We start from the raw sequence: 15417 nt of genomic DNA on the forward strand, positions 1-15417 counted from the left end.
CACTTCGAACGAGTGACGGGCTCCCCATGACAGAAAATGGCATTGCACGATCAAGACCGCCACAGTATCAGTTGCTCGGCGGCGGAGGGCTGTTATTCATCGGTCTAGTCTTCCTCTGGCTCGGCTGCAGACGATGGGTCGCCCCTTCATTTTCTGACGATGACGCCGGTGTCGCCACCATATGGCTCGCGTGCGCCATCATCATTATCACTTTAGGATGTGGAGTAACCCTCCAAACAATCATGAACTACGTTGAGGTCGGACCAGGATACATCGAGAAGCATTCCTTCCTTGACAGGACAACCCGAATCAGCTTTGAATACATAACGTCATATTCATACAATTACTCACTTAATCGACAGCAGACCTGCAACCTTGTCATACATTCTTTCGATCAACGCAAAATTAAATTTTCCCCAAAAGACTACATAGGGGAGCATGTGACATCAGTCATCGCCTTTCGTCTTCGCAAGAATCGCTGGCCGTCCTTATGGGATGAATCCGACCAGCTTGCCGTGATGGAGGCAGCTGCAAATGGCTCTGGTGAGTCCTATTTACGAAGTTTCAATAGTGCCATACTGAGTGTCACGTAACGATCAGTAGGCACGTGGCACCCGCTCGTCCTCGATCCTCTTCATCGACGACGTGTCGTGGACAGGCTTCTGCGCGCCTCGAAGACGCCGTCGATGCGCCGCAGGGCCGCCAGCGTGTGGTCCAGGTGCCCGACCTCGGCCAGCTCGACGACGAACCGCCCGGTGACGACCCGGTCACGGCTCGTGGCGATGGAGGCGCTCACCAGGTTGACGTGGCTGTCTGCCAGTGCTCGGGTGATGTCGGCGAGCAGGCCCCCACGGTCCAGGGCCTCGACCTCCACCTGGACCAGGTAGGCCGACTGGGCGTGATCCGCCCAGGAGACGGTGATGAGGCGCTCGGGCTCACGCTGGAGCTGATCGACGTTCTGGCAGTCGGCCCGGTGCACTGAGACACCCGAACCGCGGGTGATGAAGCCGACGATGGGGTCACCCGGCATGGGGGTGCAGCAGCGCGCCAGCTTGACGTAGACGTCGCCCTCGTCCATACCGGCGACGACGACTCCGGCGTCGGCCGTACGCGGCCGGCGGTGCGTCGTGGCCCGGGTGGGCAGGATCCCTTCCGCGAGGGTCTCCTCGGCGCCGTCCTCCCCGCCCATGGTGGCCACCAGGGTGTCGACGACGTGCTGGGCCGACACGTGTCCCTCACCCACCGCGGCGTACAGGCCGTCAATGTCGACCTTGTCGAGGGTCTTGGCCACGTTCATGAGGGTCTCGTGGCTCATGAGGCGCTGCAAAGGAAGGTTCTGTTTGCGCAGGGTGCGGGCGATGGCGCCCTTGCCCTCCTCGATGGCCTCCTCACGGCGCTCCTTGGAGAACCACGAACGGATCTTGTTGCGGGCCCGGGTGGAGGCGACGAAGGAGAGCCAGTCGCGCGAGGGTCCGGCGTTGATGGCCTTGGAGGTGAAGACCTCCACCGTGTCACCGTTCTCCAGGCGCGTGTCCAGGGGCACCAGTCGGCTGTTGACGCGTGCGCCCACGGTGCGGTGGCCGACCTCGGTGTGGACGGCGTAGGCGAAGTCCACCGGGGTGGCCCCCGCCGGCAGTGCCAGGACATCACCCCGGGGGGTGAAGACGTAGACCTGGTCCCCGGCCATCTCGTAGCGCAGGGCGTCGAGGAACTCGGTGGGATCCTGGGTCTCCTTCTGCCAGTCGACGAGCTGGCGCAGCCAGCCCATGTCGCCCTGGTCGGAGTCTCCGGGCCTGCCTCCCAGGGCGCTGGGGCCCGAGGCGTTGGGGTCCTCCTTGTAGCGCCAGTGCGCGGCCACACCGTACTCGGCCATACGGTGCATCTCGTGGGTGCGGATCTGGATCTCCACCGGCTTGCCACCCGGCCCCACGACAGTCGTGTGCAGCGACTGGTAAAGGTTGAACTTGGGGACGGCGATGTAGTCCTTGAAGCGCCCGCTCATGGGGGTCCAGCGCGAGTGCAGGGAGCCGAGCACCGCGTAGCAGTCCTGGACGGTGTCAACGATGACTCGCAGCGCCACCAGGTCGTAGATGTCGTCGAAGTCCTTCCCCCGCACGATCATCTTCTGGTAGATCGAGTAGTAGTGCTTGGGCCGTCCGGTCACGGCGCCCTTGATCTTGTTGACCCTCAGGTCCTCCTCGATCTGGAGGCGGACCTGGCGCAGGTACTCCTCACGAGCCGGGGCCCGCTCGGCCACCATGTGCTCGATCTCCTCGTACACGCCCGGGTAGAGGGCCTTGAAGGACCGGTCCTCCAGCTCCCACTTGATCGTGTTCATCCCCAGGCGGTGGGCCAGGGGCGCATAGATCTCCAGGGTCTCCTTGGCCTTGCGGGCGGCGTTCTCCGCGGAGACGTACTTCCAGGTGCGGGCGTTGTGAAGGCGATCGCCGAGCTTGATGACCAGGACCCGGATGTCCTTGGACATCGCGATAATCATCTTGCGCACCGTCTCGGCCTGGGCGGCCTCACCGTACTGGAGCTTGTCGAGCTTGGTGACGCCGTCGACGAGCAGGCTGATCTCGTCGCCGAAGTCGGCGCGCAGGCGCTCGAGGGTGTAGTCGGTGTCCTCCACGGTGTCGTGCAGGACGGCAGCCGCCAGCGTCTGGGCTGTCATTCCCAGCTCGGCCAGGATGGTTGCCACTGCCACCGGGTGGGTGATGTAGGGCTCCCCCGACTTGCGTCGCTGACCGGAGTGAGCCTTCTCCGCCACCTCGTAGGCGCGCACGATGAGGCTCGTGTCGGCCTTGGGGTGGTTGGCGCGCACCGCGCGCAGCAGCGGCTCGATGGCCGCCGGAGTGGAGTGCCCCCGGGAGCCGAACCACGCCAGACGGCTGCGCACGCGCGAGCCCGGGACAACACTGTCACCTGACGTATCCGGGGTGTTCTTCGTCTCCGTCATTGACGCATCATATAGCGGCCGGCACACCGAGGCGTGCCGGCGCTGCCGATGGCCGTGCGGTGTCGCGTCCTTCAGGATCACGACACCGCACGAGAAGCAGCCCCGGCCACCCGTCGAGCAGCAGACCTGCGACGAGCTACCGCCTCAGAAGATGACGATCGAGTCCACCTCACGCCCCTGAAGCTGGCGGCGACCGCCCAGATCGGACAGCTCCAGCAGCATGCAGATGGCCTCCACCGTGGCGCCGGCCTGCTCGATGAGGGAGATGGAGGCGGCGGCCGTCCCACCGGTGGCCAGCACGTCGTCGATGACCAGGACGCGCGCACCCTTGGTGACGGTCTCGGGCCTCAGCTCCATCCGGGCCGTGCCGTACTCGAGTGCGTAGTCCACGCCGATGACCGGGCCGGGCAGCTTACCGCCCTTGCGCACCGTAATCATGCCGACCCCGAGCCGAACCGCCAAGGGCGCCGCCAGGATGAAGCCGCGCGACTCCAGCCCCGCGATCGCATCGATTCGACCCCGGTAATGATCGGCCAGCCCCTCGACGAGAGCGGCGAAGGCCTGCCCATCGGCCAGAAGCGGAGTGATGTCCCGGAAGAGGACCCCTGGCTCGGGGAAGTCGGGAATCTCGCGCAAGTGGCTCATGACCAGCCTGGTCAGAGACTCGGGCACCGACTCGGAATGGGCCACGGGAGCGGTCATCTGCGCTTCTTCTTCCTTTTCGGCTGAGCCGCCACGCCGAGGTGGTGGCCGGGTGTGACTGGTGAGGCGGCCGGAGCCGCGTCAATCTTAGCCAGTTCTTCGACGTCGTCACCGGCCTCCTCCCGACGGTGCTGGCGCGCCGCGGCAACCTTGGCGGCCTGCTCCTTGATGCGCTTCTCACGTGAGCGCAGGTCCACCAGGAGGGGGGTGGCCAGGAAGATCGAGGACAGGGTTCCGGCGATCATGCCGATGAACAGCGTCAGGGCGATGTCGCGCAGCGTTCCCGCCCCCAGGATGAAGGCGCCGACGAACAGCAGCGAGGCCACCGGGAGTACGCCGACCACGGAGGTGTTGATCGAGCGGATGAAGGTCTGGTTGACCGCCAGATTCGCGAGCTCGGCGTAGGTGGACCGACTCTGGGACTCGAAGTCCTCGGTGTTCTCACGGATCTTGTCGAAGACCACCACCGTGTCGTAGAGGGAGTAGCCCAGAATCGTCAGCACACCGATGATCGTGGCCGGAGTGACCTCGAATCCGGACAGGGCGTAGATGCCCACGGTGACGATGATGTCGTGGCACAGGGCGAGCAGGGCCGCCGCCGCCATCTTCCAGGTGCGGAAGTACGCCCAGATGAGCAGTCCGACGAAGATGAAGAACAGGACCAGTCCTCGAACCGCCTTCTTCGTGACGTCGGAGGACCAGGTCGGTCCCACAGTCGTCGCTGAGACGTTGGAGGCGTCGGTCTTGTAGGCGGTGGCGAGCTGACCGGCCAGCGAGTCGAGGCGCTGCTTGCTCAGCTCAGAGGTCTGCACCCTCACCGACGACGAGCCCATGGTCGTCACCGAGGAACCGGCCGCCAGGTCGCTCTTGGAGAGAACCTCGTTGGCGGGACGCTCTGAGGGGGAGGACAGCCCCGTGATCGTGATCTCCGAACCGCCCTTGAAGTCGATACCCGGAGTTAGTCCCACAGTGCCCAGGAGCGTGGCCGAGCCGAGAATGACGACGACGGCGATGAGGTACCAGATCTTCCGTTTACCGACGAAGGGGATGGATGTCTTGGCCGAGTAGAGCTCGTTACCGAGCGTGGCGAGAGACTTCACTTCGTCTCACCGTCCTTTCCCTTGTCGGCCGCGGCATCGACCGCGTCACCGTCCTGCTGCTCAGCCTCATCGTCGGCGGCCTCGCCGTCGGACTCCTCAGCCGCACCCTCCGGGCTCTCGGCGTTCCTGCGGGCCTCGGCCTTGCGGCGCGCCAGCGACCCGGTCACGCGGTCGGCGACCGCCTCGCGCCCCTTGCCGTAGGTCGAGGACGTCGCCCCGAGGTGCTCGGGGTCGAGGCCGGAGAGGCGGTGCCCCTCGCCGAAGAAGCGGAATCGGACGATCCACTCCATCATCGGGTGGGTGAACAGGATGATGATGGCCAGGTCCACGCATGTGGTCACCCCCAGGGTGAAGGCGAAACCCTGCACCCCGCCGACGGCCAGGAAGTACAGGACGATCGCGGCCACGAGGTTGACGGCGTCGGAGACGAGGATCGTGCGCCTGGCGTGCTTCCATCCCTCATCGATCGCGGTCCTCAGAGTCCGCCCCTGACGCACCTCGTCACGGACGCGCTCGAAGTAGATGATGAAGGAGTCGACTGTGATGCCGATGGAGATGATGAGTCCGGCCACCCCCGCCAGGGACAGGCGGTAGCCCATGGTCGCGCTCAGTGCCGCGATGACCAGGTAGGTGCCGGCTGCTGCCACCACCAGGGAGGCCACGGCCACCACCGCCAGGCCGCGGTACTGCCAGGCCAGGTAGAGGATGATGAGGGCGAAGCCGATGAGCCCGGCGATCAGGCCGTTGCGCAGCTGCTCGGTCCCCAAGGTGGCGGAGATCTGCTGCTCGGACTGAACCGTGAAGCTCAGCGGCAGCGAGCCGAAGGAGAGCTGGTTGGCCAGCGTGTTGGCCTGGTTCTGGCTGAAGCCACCGGTGATCTGGACCCGTCCGTCGGTGATCGGTGAGTGGACGGTCTCGTTGAAGCCAGAGGCCATGATGGTCAGGCCGTCCAGGACGATGGCGAACTGGGCCTTGGCCTGGCTGTCCTGGTTCTGAGCGCCTTGAGCACCCTGCGCGCCGGCGGCACTGGCCTGGTCGCGGTAGGCCAGCAGCCGCTTGGACATCTCGGCGAACTTCTTGGTGCCGTCAGCGTTGAAGGCCAGCGAGACGACCCACTGCTGGGTGGCCTGTCCTCGGGAGTCAGTCTCCAGGCCCGAGTTGGCGCTCTTGAGCTCGGTGCCGGTGATCTCGGCCGGACCGAGGATGTAGGCGCCTTGGTGCTGGGAGCCGGCCTCCTTGGAGCAGGAGATGACGGCGACCTTGGGGTCCTGCGTCTGACCGGTGAGGTTCTTCGGGTCGGAGCAGTCGGTCATGTAGCCGTCGTAGAGGAGCTTCTCGGTGATCCAGGAGTCCGACGAGTTCGTCTTGTCCTGAGCGGGGAGCGGGTCGGAGGAGATGACCCCGTCCTGGTTGACGTCCGCCAGCTGCTTGGCGATCTCCTCGGGAGTCCGGGGCTGTGCCGTCGACTGAGCCGTGGGCTGCGCGGTGGGGGCCGGAGTCGCAGCCGGCTGCTCGCCCTGGCCCGAGCCCTCCTCGGCGCCCTCGGAGTCCGCCGCCGGCTGAGTCGCCTCGCTGCTGGCGCTCGGGCTGGGCTGAGCCGCCTGCGCCGGGGTCGGCCCACCAGAGGGATTCTGGCTGGCGATGTTCTTGGCGGCCTGCTGGGCGCTGCCCGGCAGAATCCGCAGGACCGGGCGGAAGTACATGACGGCCGAGGTGCGCACCAGCTCCAGGGTGGCCTGGCTGGGCTTACCGGGCAGCGAGACCACGATGTTCTGACCGCCCTGGCGGGAGATCTGCGCCTCGGAGACACCGGAGGCGTCCACGCGCTGGCGGATCACCTCGATGGCCTGCTCGACGTCGTTGTCACTGATCGCCGAGCCGTCAGAGGTGGTGGGCGTCAGGATGAGCTGGGTCCCGCCCTCCAGATCGAGGGCGAGGCCGGGGGTGAGCGAGGCCTTGTGCCTCATGCTTCCCGCCACGAGCGCACCGAAACCGATGACGAGGACGAGGATGAACATCAGGAGGCGGCGCCCTGGGCGCTTTCGCTGCTTACTGGACACGTGGTCCCTTCCTGGAGTGGAGTGTGCTCGAGCGCATGGCCCGAAGGCTGAGGTGAGTGTGGGTAGGGGCGCTTGGCGGGCACGACCATGAGACGCACCGTTTCCGGTGGACTCGGCGAGTCTGGTCGCCAGGCGCGGGTGGGGTGTGCAGGGCTCTGCGGGGAGCCGCCGCGCTCACATCGTGGGAGAGCGCTCGGTTCGCGACATCAGGCCTGCGGCTCGGCCGCGTCCTGCTCGGAGTCCTGGATGTCGTTGTCAGCCTGCTCGACGTCGGAGCCGGACTCCTCGTGGGCGGAGGCGGAGCCGAAGGGCGGCTCCTCGATGGCGGCGATCGCCCGCTTGCTCCACAGGGTCTCGTCGCCCAGCGGCGTGGCCAGGGTGACCACGTCACCGTCGACCTCGACAACCGTGCCGTAGAAGCCGCCGATGGTGCGAACCCAGTTGCCGGGAACCAGGCCCTTCTCGGTACGGCGCTTCTGCTCCTCCTGCATCGCGCGCTGCCTGCGGCTGACGAACCACATCATCAGGAACATCCCGATGAGCATGATCCAGATGAAATACGACGACATGGAGGCCTCTTCCGTTTCGACTAGGCAGTCCCGGCTGATGCAGACCTACGACTGTCACAGGCCGGCGGTGGCGAGTCTATGGCACGCGGGCCAGAGCCTTACCGACCGTTGGCGAGTGGTCGGGCACAACTGGGTACCAACCGGTTACAAAATGGTCACATTACCCGGTTGTCGCTCAGGAGAACAATGATCCGTCGGCAGGGGGCTCGAGTCCCAGGTGGCTGTAGGCCGCCGGCGTGGCCGCCCGCCCCCGCGGGGTGCGCACCACGAGCCCCTCGCGCACCAGGTAGGGCTCGGCCACGGTCTCCACCGTCTCGGGCTCCTCCCCCACGCTGACCGCCAGCGTCGTCAGCCCCACCGGGCCGCCGCCGAACCGGGTACACAGGGCCTCGAGCACCTGGCGGTCCAGACGATCCAGCCCGAGGGCGTCAACCTCGAAGACGTCCAGGGCGCCGCGGGCCGCCGCCAGGTCCAGCCGGCCGGGACGCCCGTGCACCTCCGCCCAGTCCTGGACCCGGCGCAGCAGCCGGTTGGCGATTCGGGGCGTGCCGCGCGAGCGTGAGGCCAGCTCCTTGGCGGCGTCTGCCTCCAGGCTCACCCCCAGCAGCCCCGCGCTGCGCGTGAGGATCCGGGTGAGCTCGTTCGGCCCGTAGTAGTCGAGGTGCCCGGTGAAGCCGAAGCGGTCCCGCAGCGGCGCGGGCAGCAGCCCCGCTCTCGTGGTGGCTCCGACGACGGTGAAGGGGGGTAGCGACAGGGGGATGGAGGTGGCGCCGGGACCCTTTCCCACGACGATGTCGACCCGGAAGTCCTCCATCGCCAGGTAGAGCATCTCCTCGGCGGTGCGTGCCAGGCGGTGGATCTCATCGATGAACAGCACGTCGCCCTCCTCCAGGGAGGACAGGATGGCCGCGAGGTCTCCGGCGTGCTGGATGGCCGGCCCCGAGGTCAGGCGCAGGGAGCCGTCCACCTCAGCGGCGATAATCATGGCCAGGGTGGTCTTGCCCAGCCCAGGAGGCCCGGAGAGCAGGACGTGGTCAGCCGTCACCCCACGGGCCAGGGCCGAGCGCAGCACCACCGAGAGCTGGCCTCGCACCACTTTCTGCCCGGTGAAGTCCTCCAGGCGCTTAGGCCGTAGGGCCGCCTCGGCGGCGCGCTCGGTGGCGTCGGCGCCGCCACCGACCAGGCGCTGCCCATCGAGCTCATCAGGATCAGCCACGGTGCCCGCCTCCCAGCCACCTCAGGGAGGCCCGCAGCACCGCCGCCATGTCCGGATCCTGTCCCCCATCCGCGGCATCAGCCGTCACCGAGGAGACCGCCTGGTGCGCGCTGGCCTCGTTCCAGCCGAGCTGCACCAGGGCGGCGACCACGTCCGCGTGGGGCTCGGGACCGCCGTCGCTCATTGCCTCCGCTCCCCCGGTGGTCTGCGACGCCGTCCGCGCGGTACCGAGATCGTCCCCGGTGACAGGGCCCAGCTTGTCGGCCACGTCCAGGATGACACGCTGAGCACCCTTGGGGCCCAGGCCGGGAACCCGCGTGAGGGCGGCGACGTCCTGGGAGGCGATGGCCCGCCTGAGCGCGTTGGGCGTGTGGACGGCCAGCATCGCCAGCGCCAGCTTGGCTCCGACCCCCTTGGCGCTCATGAGGGTGCGAAAGCTGTCCCTCTCGTCGGTGTCGGCGAAGCCGAACAGCGTCAGCGAGTCCTCGCGGACCACCATCTCGGTGTGCACGAGGGTCTCCTCACCGACCCTGAGGCCGGACAGCGTGGTGGGCGTGGCCTGGATGCTCATGCCGACGCCGCCGGTCTCAATGACGGCACAGGTCAGGCCGACACTGAGGACAGTGCCGCGCAGGGAGGCGATCATGGGCGACTTCTCCTGGGGTTCTCAGTGGATCGAGCACACTCAGGCCGCCTTGACGGACACCGACGGGGCTCGAACAGATGTTCGGATCCTAGCAGCCCGACTTCGGCGGGGTCCTCAGCGCCGCACCCGTCGCGGGTCGACGGCACCGGTGCGCCGGGCTGCGGCCTGGGCGGCGGCCCACTGACGCTGTGCCGGCGTACGGGCCGAGACACGCACCGCGCCCCCGGCGGAGACCATCTCGGTGGCGTCGTCCGTCCCCGTTCCGCCTCCTCGCCAGCCGTGGCAGATCGCCTGCGCCAGGGCGTCGGCTGCGTCGGCCGGCCGGGGTGGGGCGTCGAGGCCGAGGATGCGGGTGACCATGGCCTGAACCTGAGCCTTGTCAGCCGTGCCCGAGCCGGTGACGGCGGCCTTGGCCTCACTGGGCGTGTGCTGAGCGACCTCCAGGCCCGCGCGCGCCGCCGTGGCCATCGCGGTCCCCATGACCTGGGCGACCCCGATGACCGAGCGCAGGTTGTCCTGCACGAAGACCCTCTCGATGGAGACCACCGACGGGCCCAGGCGGGCGATCCAGTCCTCAATGGCCTCCGTGATGGTCAGCAGCCTCAGCTCGGGGCTCTGGGAAGGCGGCGTGCGAACCACGCCGACCTCCACGAGGCGCACCTGACGGCGCGGGTCGACATCGACGCATCCCAGACCACAGCGGGTCAGTCCGGGATCGATTCCCAGGACCCGCTGCTGGGCGACGACGGCGCGAGCCGAGCGCGACCGGGGGGCGGCGAGGTCCAGGGGCTCAGTCCTCGTCGCCGGCGAACTCGGCGGCCACCTCCGGGCTGAGGTCCACCGAGGTGTAGACGTTCTGGACGTCGTCGGAGTCCTCCAGGGCGTCGATGAGGCGGAAGACCTTGCGGGCTCCTTCGACATCGACCTCCACCTTGGTACCGGCGACGAACTGAACCTCGGCGGAGTCGTAGTCCATCCCCGCCTCCGTCAGCGCGGTACGCACGGCGACGATGTCACTGGGCTCGGAGTAGATCTCGAAGGACTCGCCCATGTCCTCGACCTCCTCGGCGCCGGCCTCCAGGACGGCCATGAGGATGGAGTCCTCGTCCACGCCGTCGGCCTTGGCGACCTCGACGACGCCCTTACGGGTGAAGTTGTAAGCCACCGAGCCCGGGTCGGCCAGGTTCCCGCCGTTGCGGGAAAAGGCCACGCGCACGTCGGAGGCGGCCCGGTTGCGGTTGTCGGTAAGGCACTCGACGAGGAAGGCGACCCCGCCGGGGCCGTAGCCCTCGTACATGATGGTCTGCCAGTCGGCACCACCGGCCTCCTCGCCGCTGCCGCGCTTGACGGCGCGCGTGATGTTGTCCGCCGGCACGGAGTTCTTCTTGGCCTTCTGGATGGCGTCGAACAGAGTGGGGTTACCGGTGGGGTCACCACCGCCGGTGCGGGCGGCGACCTCGATGTTCTTAATGAGACGTGCGAAGAGCTTGCCGCGCTTGGCGTCGATGGCGGCCTTCTTGTGCTTGGTGGTGGCCCACTTGGAGTGACCCGACATAAGTGCTCCTTGGGAGTCGATACTGAGGACGATGCCGGACCTGCTCAGGCCCGGCGCGTCACCATGGAGACGAAGACGTCGTGGACCCGGTGGTCACCCCCGACCTCCGGATGGAAGGACGTGGCGAGCAGGGACCCTTGACGAACCGCAACGATCCTACCGCCGTCGGCCCCACCGACCCCAGCCGCACGTCCGGCGCGGGTCGTGGCGAGGATCTCGACGCCCGTGCCCACCTCCTCAACCCAGGGGGCCCGGATGAAGACGGCGCGCAGCGGTCGGTTTGGCCCCGCGCCGAGCACCGGGGCGACGAGGTCCTCCTCGTAGGAGTCCACCTGTCGACCGAAGGCGTTGCGGCGCACGGTCATGTCGATGCCACCCAGGAAGGCCTGGCCCGCCTGAGCCCCCTCGACGCGGTCGGCCAGCATAATCATCCCGGCGCAGGACCCGTAGGCGGGCAGGCCCGCGCCGATGAGCTCGCGCAGGGGCGCGAGCATCTCGAAGGCGACCAGCAGCGTGCTCATGGTGGTCGATTCCCCTCCGGGGATCACCAGGCCGTCAAGCCGGTGACCGGGGGCCTCACCCAGATCGGCGGCGCGGCGCACCACGACGGGTCGTGCTCCGGCCGCCTCGAGGGCCAAGGAGTGCTCGCGCACGTCGCCCTGAAGGGCGAGGATCCCGATCGTGGGGCGGGAGTCGGGCGCTGCGAGCGCGGGGAAGAGCGCCCGGGGGTGGCGGGCGTCCATCGTGTGGGCCGGGCGGTGGGCGTGGCTCGGGTCGGTCATCGGGCTCCTTCAGGTGCTGGGGTCGCAGTGACGGGGAGGGTTGCTCGCGAGCTCGGCCAGGACCTCGTGGTCCACCGGATCGGTCAGGTCGAGGCACCGGCCGTTCCAGCCCGAGGCGAGCTCCGCCAGGATCTCGGGCAGGCGCACCGGGTAGATCTCCTGCCCCCGCTGCTGGGCGGCCTGCAGCTTCTCGGCACTCCACCACGAGATGGAGTCGACGACGTCGCGCTCCAGGCACGTCCATCCGTCCTTCCTGACCGGGCGCCGGGTCGGCAGGTGCAGGAGGAAGAAGATCTCGTCCTGGCGGCACGTGACCGAGGCGAAGCGGAAGATCGCCTCGCGGTGGGCGATGGGCCCCTCCAGGTCCTCCGGGGCGACCTCGATCCCGGACTCCTCGACCAGCTCACGCACGGCCCCGGCACGAGGGTCCTCACCGCTGTGGAGTCCTCCTCCCGGGGTGAAGATCCACCTGTGATCCGGGTCCGCGGCGTCGTGCCCCACCAGCAGCAGCATCTCGCTGTCCTGGGTCACGGCCAGAACCCGGGCGGCCGTCCTGAAGGGCAGACCGTCCTCCCCCAGGCTCCATTCGGCGGCGTCGAGGTGCTGGTCCCAGTCCTCGGGGACCAGCACCGGGTGACGTCCATCGACCAGGGAGCCGGTCACCAGCCGCGTTCCGCCAGGCGGTGTGGCTCGGGGATCTCGTCGACGTTGATCCCCACCATCGCCTCGCCCAGTCCGCGCGAGACCTCGGCGATGACGTCGGGGTCGTCGAACTGCGCGGTGGCGCGCACGATGGCGGCGGCCCGCTTGGCGGGGTCGCCGGACTTGAAGATGCCCGAGCCCACGAAGACGCCCTCGGCCCCCATCTGCATCATCATGGCGGCGTCGGCCGGGGTGGCGATGCCACCGGCGGTGAACAGCACGACCGGCAGGTGGCCGGTGCGGGCGACCTCGGCGACGAGCTCGTAGGGGGCGGCGAGCTCCTTGGCTGCCACGTAGAGCTCGTCCTCGGGCAGCGAGGTCAGGCGACGGATCTCATCGCGGATCGTGCGCATGTGGGTCACTGCGTTGGAGACGTCCCCGGTTCCGGCCTCACCCTTGGAGCGGATCATGGCCGCGCCCTCGGTGATGCGGCGCAGCGCCTCACCGAGGTTGGTGGCTCCGCACACGAAAGGAACGGTGAAGGACTGCTTGTCGATGTGGTGGGCGTAGTCGGCCGGGGTGAGGACCTCGGACTCGTCGATGTAGTCCACGCCGAGGCTCTGGAGGACCTGGGCCTCCACGAAGTGGCCGATACGGGCCTTGGCCATGACCGGGATGGAGACCGCCTCGATGATGCCGGTGATGAGGTCGGGGTCGCTCATGCGGGCGACGCCGCCCTGGGCTCTGATGTCGGCGGGGACGCGCTCGAGCGCCATGACGGCGACGGCTCCTGCGTCCTGGGCGATACGGGCCTGCTCGGGCGTGACGACGTCCATGATGACGCCTCCCTTGAGCATGTCCGCCATGCCTCGTTTGACGGTGAGGGTGCCGGTGCTGGGAGTGGTCTGCTCTGTACTCAATCGTGGTCCTCCGGCCGTGAGCCGCGGCCGCCGCACGGGGTCGGCCGCAACGTCTCTGAGATAATGCTGACGCTCAGCATGCTACCGCGCGTCTGCGCAACCGTCCCCGGTGCTCACGCTGCGAGACCCGAGCCGTGGAAAGTCGTCCGGCTGCTACCGCCCTCCTACCCGGCCCCCAGGAAGGATCGGCGCGCCGAGCTGATCCGGTCGAGCAGCTCGGTCTCCTTGACGGACAGCTCGCCCAGATCGTGACTGTCCACCGCCTGCTGGCGCAGCTGGGCAAGCTCCGCAGCACCTTTCTGGAAGGTGTTCATGGCCGCTGCGGCCTGCAGCCCCCTGGTGGCGGCCCATCGTCTGCCCGAGCGGCGCCCCGCGCCGGTGGTGAGCATCTGGACCTCGGCCGGGGAGAACCAGCCGGCGTGGGCGTAGTCCTCCAGCCCGCGGCGCATCGACCGGCGCTCACTCCAACGCAGCCACGAGACCAGTCCGGCGCACAGAGCGTAGAAGGGGAACTGAAGCAGCAGATACACCCCGAAGTTCGCGGCAACGAAGCCGTTCCAGGTCGCGTGAAGGAGGATCGCACCGACCAGACCAACAGGAGCCATCCACGCCCAGGCGTACTGAGACCGCCGACGGGAGGAGACACCAATGGCCACTCCTGTGCAAGAGGTGAAGGTCAGGTGGGCAAACGGGGACAGGACCCCTCGCATGACGAAAATCGTCCCCACGTACTCCCAGCCCTGAACAAAGTAGAGGATGTTCTCAACGAAGGCGAAGCCTGCGGCGGTGAACGCCGCATACACGACCCCATCGATCGTCCCATTGATCGTGCGGCGCCAGATGAGGAAGACGAACAGGACGCCCAGTCCCTTGGTCAGCTCCTCCACCAGAGGTGCTGAAATCACGCCGGCCGCATCCGGGTCCCCCATGGCCTCGGTGATGACCCGAGCCACCCAGCCGTTGACCACCAAGGAGCACAGGGTGGACACGCTCGTCCCCCACAGGAACGCCACCAGGAGCGTGACCACCGTGAACACGCCGGGAGGCCTGGGCTCCCAGCGGACGTACCAGAACACCCCCGCGAGCAGCATCGTGACCACCAGCACCCCGCCCAAGGGGATGAGCGCCAGCAGAAACGACGGAAGCACGACCGGACCGAAATCGTCCCGAAGCCCTGAGAAGAAGTACACGGTGAGCATTGAGAACAGAACGATCGCGGTCAGCATGACGATCGCCCCGACCCTCGCCGGAATACCCGGCGGGATGAGGGAGGCCACCTGCTCGTGCTGCTGCCGGCCATCCTCAGGATCCGTGGCCCGCGACGGAGGCGTGCCCTGAGAGTCACGATGAACCTGATACCGCTGCCCGACTCCGGGGAGGGGGCCGGAGTCGGCTGGGGTCTGCGGCAGGGCGCTGGAGCGCCGGTATCCGGGCCGGGGAGCCCAGGGACTGGGGGGCATGCTCATGGAATCACCTCGGTTGCACCTCGTCGTCGCGCTTGGACGGCGCCTCAGGGGTGGTGTCGTCGTCGGCATCGAAGGTCTGGGGCATGGGCGCGTGCCCAGCCAGGTGGCACATCCGGACGAGCGGCCGTGCCCTGAGGGCCTGGGCCTCGCTGACGTGGGTGTTGTGGAACCTGCGGGCCAGGACCAGGCGGGAGCAGGCCCGGTCCAGGCGGTTGAGCGCGGGCAAGCTCAGCGGGTCGGCGGACAGCTCGCGGCGTGCGGGCTCGCTGACCACCGTTCGCAGGACCCGGCTGAGATCGGACTCGATCAGGGCCCGACTGCGGGCGGTCGGAGTCGGGAGCGCCGCGCCGCTGGAAGCAGGATGGGAGAAGGGGGTGCCCTCAAGAGGCGTGGAGGTGTCCAGGCCGTCATCGACAAGAGGCCCCTCGGCGTCCAGCGCCTCGCGAGCGGCACGGCTGAGCAGCAGTCCGGAAGCCGGATCCAGGGAGGGGACGGTGGCCAGCTCCGCCGCGGCCTCGGCCCGGTGAACGAGCTGGGCCTCAAGCGTGGCCCGAGCGCCCAGCACCTGCCGGTGCAGCCGGTCCACCCGCACTGCCCTGGCGTAGAGCGCCCACCCTGCGGTCACGGCCAACCCGACCAGCAGCACGACGATGCTCCACATCGGCGCCGTCATCACACCGGACCCTGTGGCGGACAGTGCCGGTAGGGCCGTGGCCGCACCGGCCGGGGTATCAACGGCCTGCGTCACGGCCGTCGTCATGCTTGCTGCCATGGTCGGTTCCTCATCACTCCTGAGATCA

General features: G+C 68.1%; 14 protein-coding genes. All 14 read right to left on the reverse strand.

Going from position 1 to position 15417, the window contains the following annotated elements:
* Positions 1 to 634 precede the first annotated feature (634 nt).
* Positions 635 to 2959, reverse strand: coding sequence for a bifunctional (p)ppGpp synthetase/guanosine-3',5'-bis(diphosphate) 3'-pyrophosphohydrolase (locus tag HW274_RS06845; RefSeq protein ID WP_075405428.1), 2325 nt, complete (start codon positions 2957 to 2959; stop codon positions 635 to 637).
* Between the two features lie 144 nt (positions 2960 to 3103).
* A complete protein-coding gene (locus HW274_RS06850; RefSeq protein ID WP_004564814.1) occupies positions 3104 to 3661 on the reverse strand; it encodes an adenine phosphoribosyltransferase in 558 nt (185 codons plus the stop codon).
* Positions 3658 to 4761, reverse strand: a complete 1104-nt coding sequence (gene secF, locus HW274_RS06855) for a protein translocase subunit SecF (RefSeq protein WP_075405427.1) — start codon at positions 4759 to 4761, stop codon at positions 3658 to 3660. The genes HW274_RS06850 and secF overlap by 4 nt, the downstream gene beginning before the upstream one ends.
* Positions 4758 to 6821, reverse strand: coding sequence for a protein translocase subunit SecD (gene secD, locus HW274_RS06860; RefSeq protein WP_185988448.1), 2064 nt, complete (start codon positions 6819 to 6821; stop codon positions 4758 to 4760). The genes secF and secD overlap by 4 nt, the downstream gene beginning before the upstream one ends.
* Before the next feature lie 206 nt (positions 6822 to 7027).
* Positions 7028 to 7390: a preprotein translocase subunit YajC gene (yajC, locus tag HW274_RS06865; protein ID WP_101587428.1), complete on the reverse strand. Its 363-nt coding sequence runs from the start codon at positions 7388 to 7390 to the stop codon at positions 7028 to 7030.
* 175 nt (positions 7391 to 7565) lie between these two features.
* A complete protein-coding gene (gene ruvB / locus HW274_RS06870) occupies positions 7566 to 8606 on the reverse strand; it encodes a Holliday junction branch migration DNA helicase RuvB (protein ID WP_185988449.1) in 1041 nt (346 codons plus the stop codon).
* Complete coding sequence (gene ruvA, locus HW274_RS06875; RefSeq protein ID WP_185988450.1) at positions 8599 to 9252, reverse strand: Holliday junction branch migration protein RuvA; 654 nt, start codon at positions 9250 to 9252, stop codon at positions 8599 to 8601. The genes ruvB and ruvA overlap by 8 nt, the downstream gene beginning before the upstream one ends.
* Before the next feature lie 114 nt (positions 9253 to 9366).
* Positions 9367 to 9972, reverse strand: a complete 606-nt coding sequence (locus HW274_RS06880; RefSeq protein ID WP_256694075.1) for a crossover junction endodeoxyribonuclease RuvC — start codon at positions 9970 to 9972, stop codon at positions 9367 to 9369.
* 70 nt (positions 9973 to 10042) lie between these two features.
* On the reverse strand, positions 10043 to 10807 hold the full coding sequence (locus tag HW274_RS06885; protein ID WP_185988451.1) for a YebC/PmpR family DNA-binding transcriptional regulator: 765 nt from the start codon (positions 10805 to 10807) through the stop codon (positions 10043 to 10045).
* A gap of 44 nt (positions 10808 to 10851) precedes the next feature.
* Positions 10852 to 11589, reverse strand: a complete 738-nt coding sequence (gene pdxT / locus HW274_RS06890) for a pyridoxal 5'-phosphate synthase glutaminase subunit PdxT (protein WP_075254258.1) — start codon at positions 11587 to 11589, stop codon at positions 10852 to 10854.
* 9 nt (positions 11590 to 11598) lie between these two features.
* Positions 11599 to 12252, reverse strand: coding sequence for an NUDIX hydrolase (locus tag HW274_RS06895; RefSeq protein WP_185988452.1), 654 nt, complete (start codon positions 12250 to 12252; stop codon positions 11599 to 11601).
* A complete protein-coding gene (gene pdxS, locus HW274_RS06900; protein WP_004564804.1) occupies positions 12249 to 13151 on the reverse strand; it encodes a pyridoxal 5'-phosphate synthase lyase subunit PdxS in 903 nt (300 codons plus the stop codon). Before pdxS ends, HW274_RS06895 begins: the two co-directional genes overlap by 4 nt.
* 164 nt (positions 13152 to 13315) lie before the next feature.
* A complete protein-coding gene (locus HW274_RS06905) occupies positions 13316 to 14617 on the reverse strand; it encodes a PrsW family intramembrane metalloprotease (RefSeq protein ID WP_185988453.1) in 1302 nt (433 codons plus the stop codon).
* A gap of 4 nt (positions 14618 to 14621) precedes the next feature.
* The gene (locus HW274_RS06910; RefSeq protein ID WP_185988454.1) at positions 14622 to 15389 is read right to left on the reverse strand and encodes a hypothetical protein; all 768 of its coding nucleotides are present in this window, start codon (positions 15387 to 15389) and stop codon (positions 14622 to 14624) included.
* Between the last annotated feature and the right edge of the window lie 28 nt (positions 15390 to 15417).

The sequence above is a fragment of the Actinomyces sp. oral taxon 169 genome (genome assembly GCF_013394715.1).
Taxonomy (GTDB): Bacteria; Actinomycetota; Actinomycetes; order Actinomycetales; family Actinomycetaceae; genus Actinomyces.

What these genes read in the sequence shown, in the direction of transcription:
- yajC (WP_101587428.1), bottom strand. Translation starts at nt 7,390, where the DNA reads ATGTCGTCGTATTTCATCTGGATCATGCTCATCGGGATGTTCCTGATG.
- HW274_RS06910 (WP_185988454.1), bottom strand. Translation starts at nt 15,389, where the DNA reads ATGGCAGCAAGCATGACGACGGCCGTGACGCAGGCCGTTGATACCCCG.
- HW274_RS06845 (WP_075405428.1), bottom strand. Translation starts at nt 2,959, where the DNA reads ATGACGGAGACGAAGAACACCCCGGATACGTCAGGTGACAGTGTTGTC.
- pdxT (WP_075254258.1), bottom strand. Translation starts at nt 11,589, where the DNA reads ATGACCGACCCGAGCCACGCCCACCGCCCGGCCCACACGATGGACGCC.
- HW274_RS06850 (WP_004564814.1), bottom strand. Translation starts at nt 3,661, where the DNA reads ATGACCGCTCCCGTGGCCCATTCCGAGTCGGTGCCCGAGTCTCTGACC.
- ruvA (WP_185988450.1), bottom strand. Translation starts at nt 9,252, where the DNA reads ATGATCGCCTCCCTGCGCGGCACTGTCCTCAGTGTCGGCCTGACCTGT.
- HW274_RS06885 (WP_185988451.1), bottom strand. Translation starts at nt 10,807, where the DNA reads ATGTCGGGTCACTCCAAGTGGGCCACCACCAAGCACAAGAAGGCCGCC.
- HW274_RS06905 (WP_185988453.1), bottom strand. Translation starts at nt 14,617, where the DNA reads ATGAGCATGCCCCCCAGTCCCTGGGCTCCCCGGCCCGGATACCGGCGC.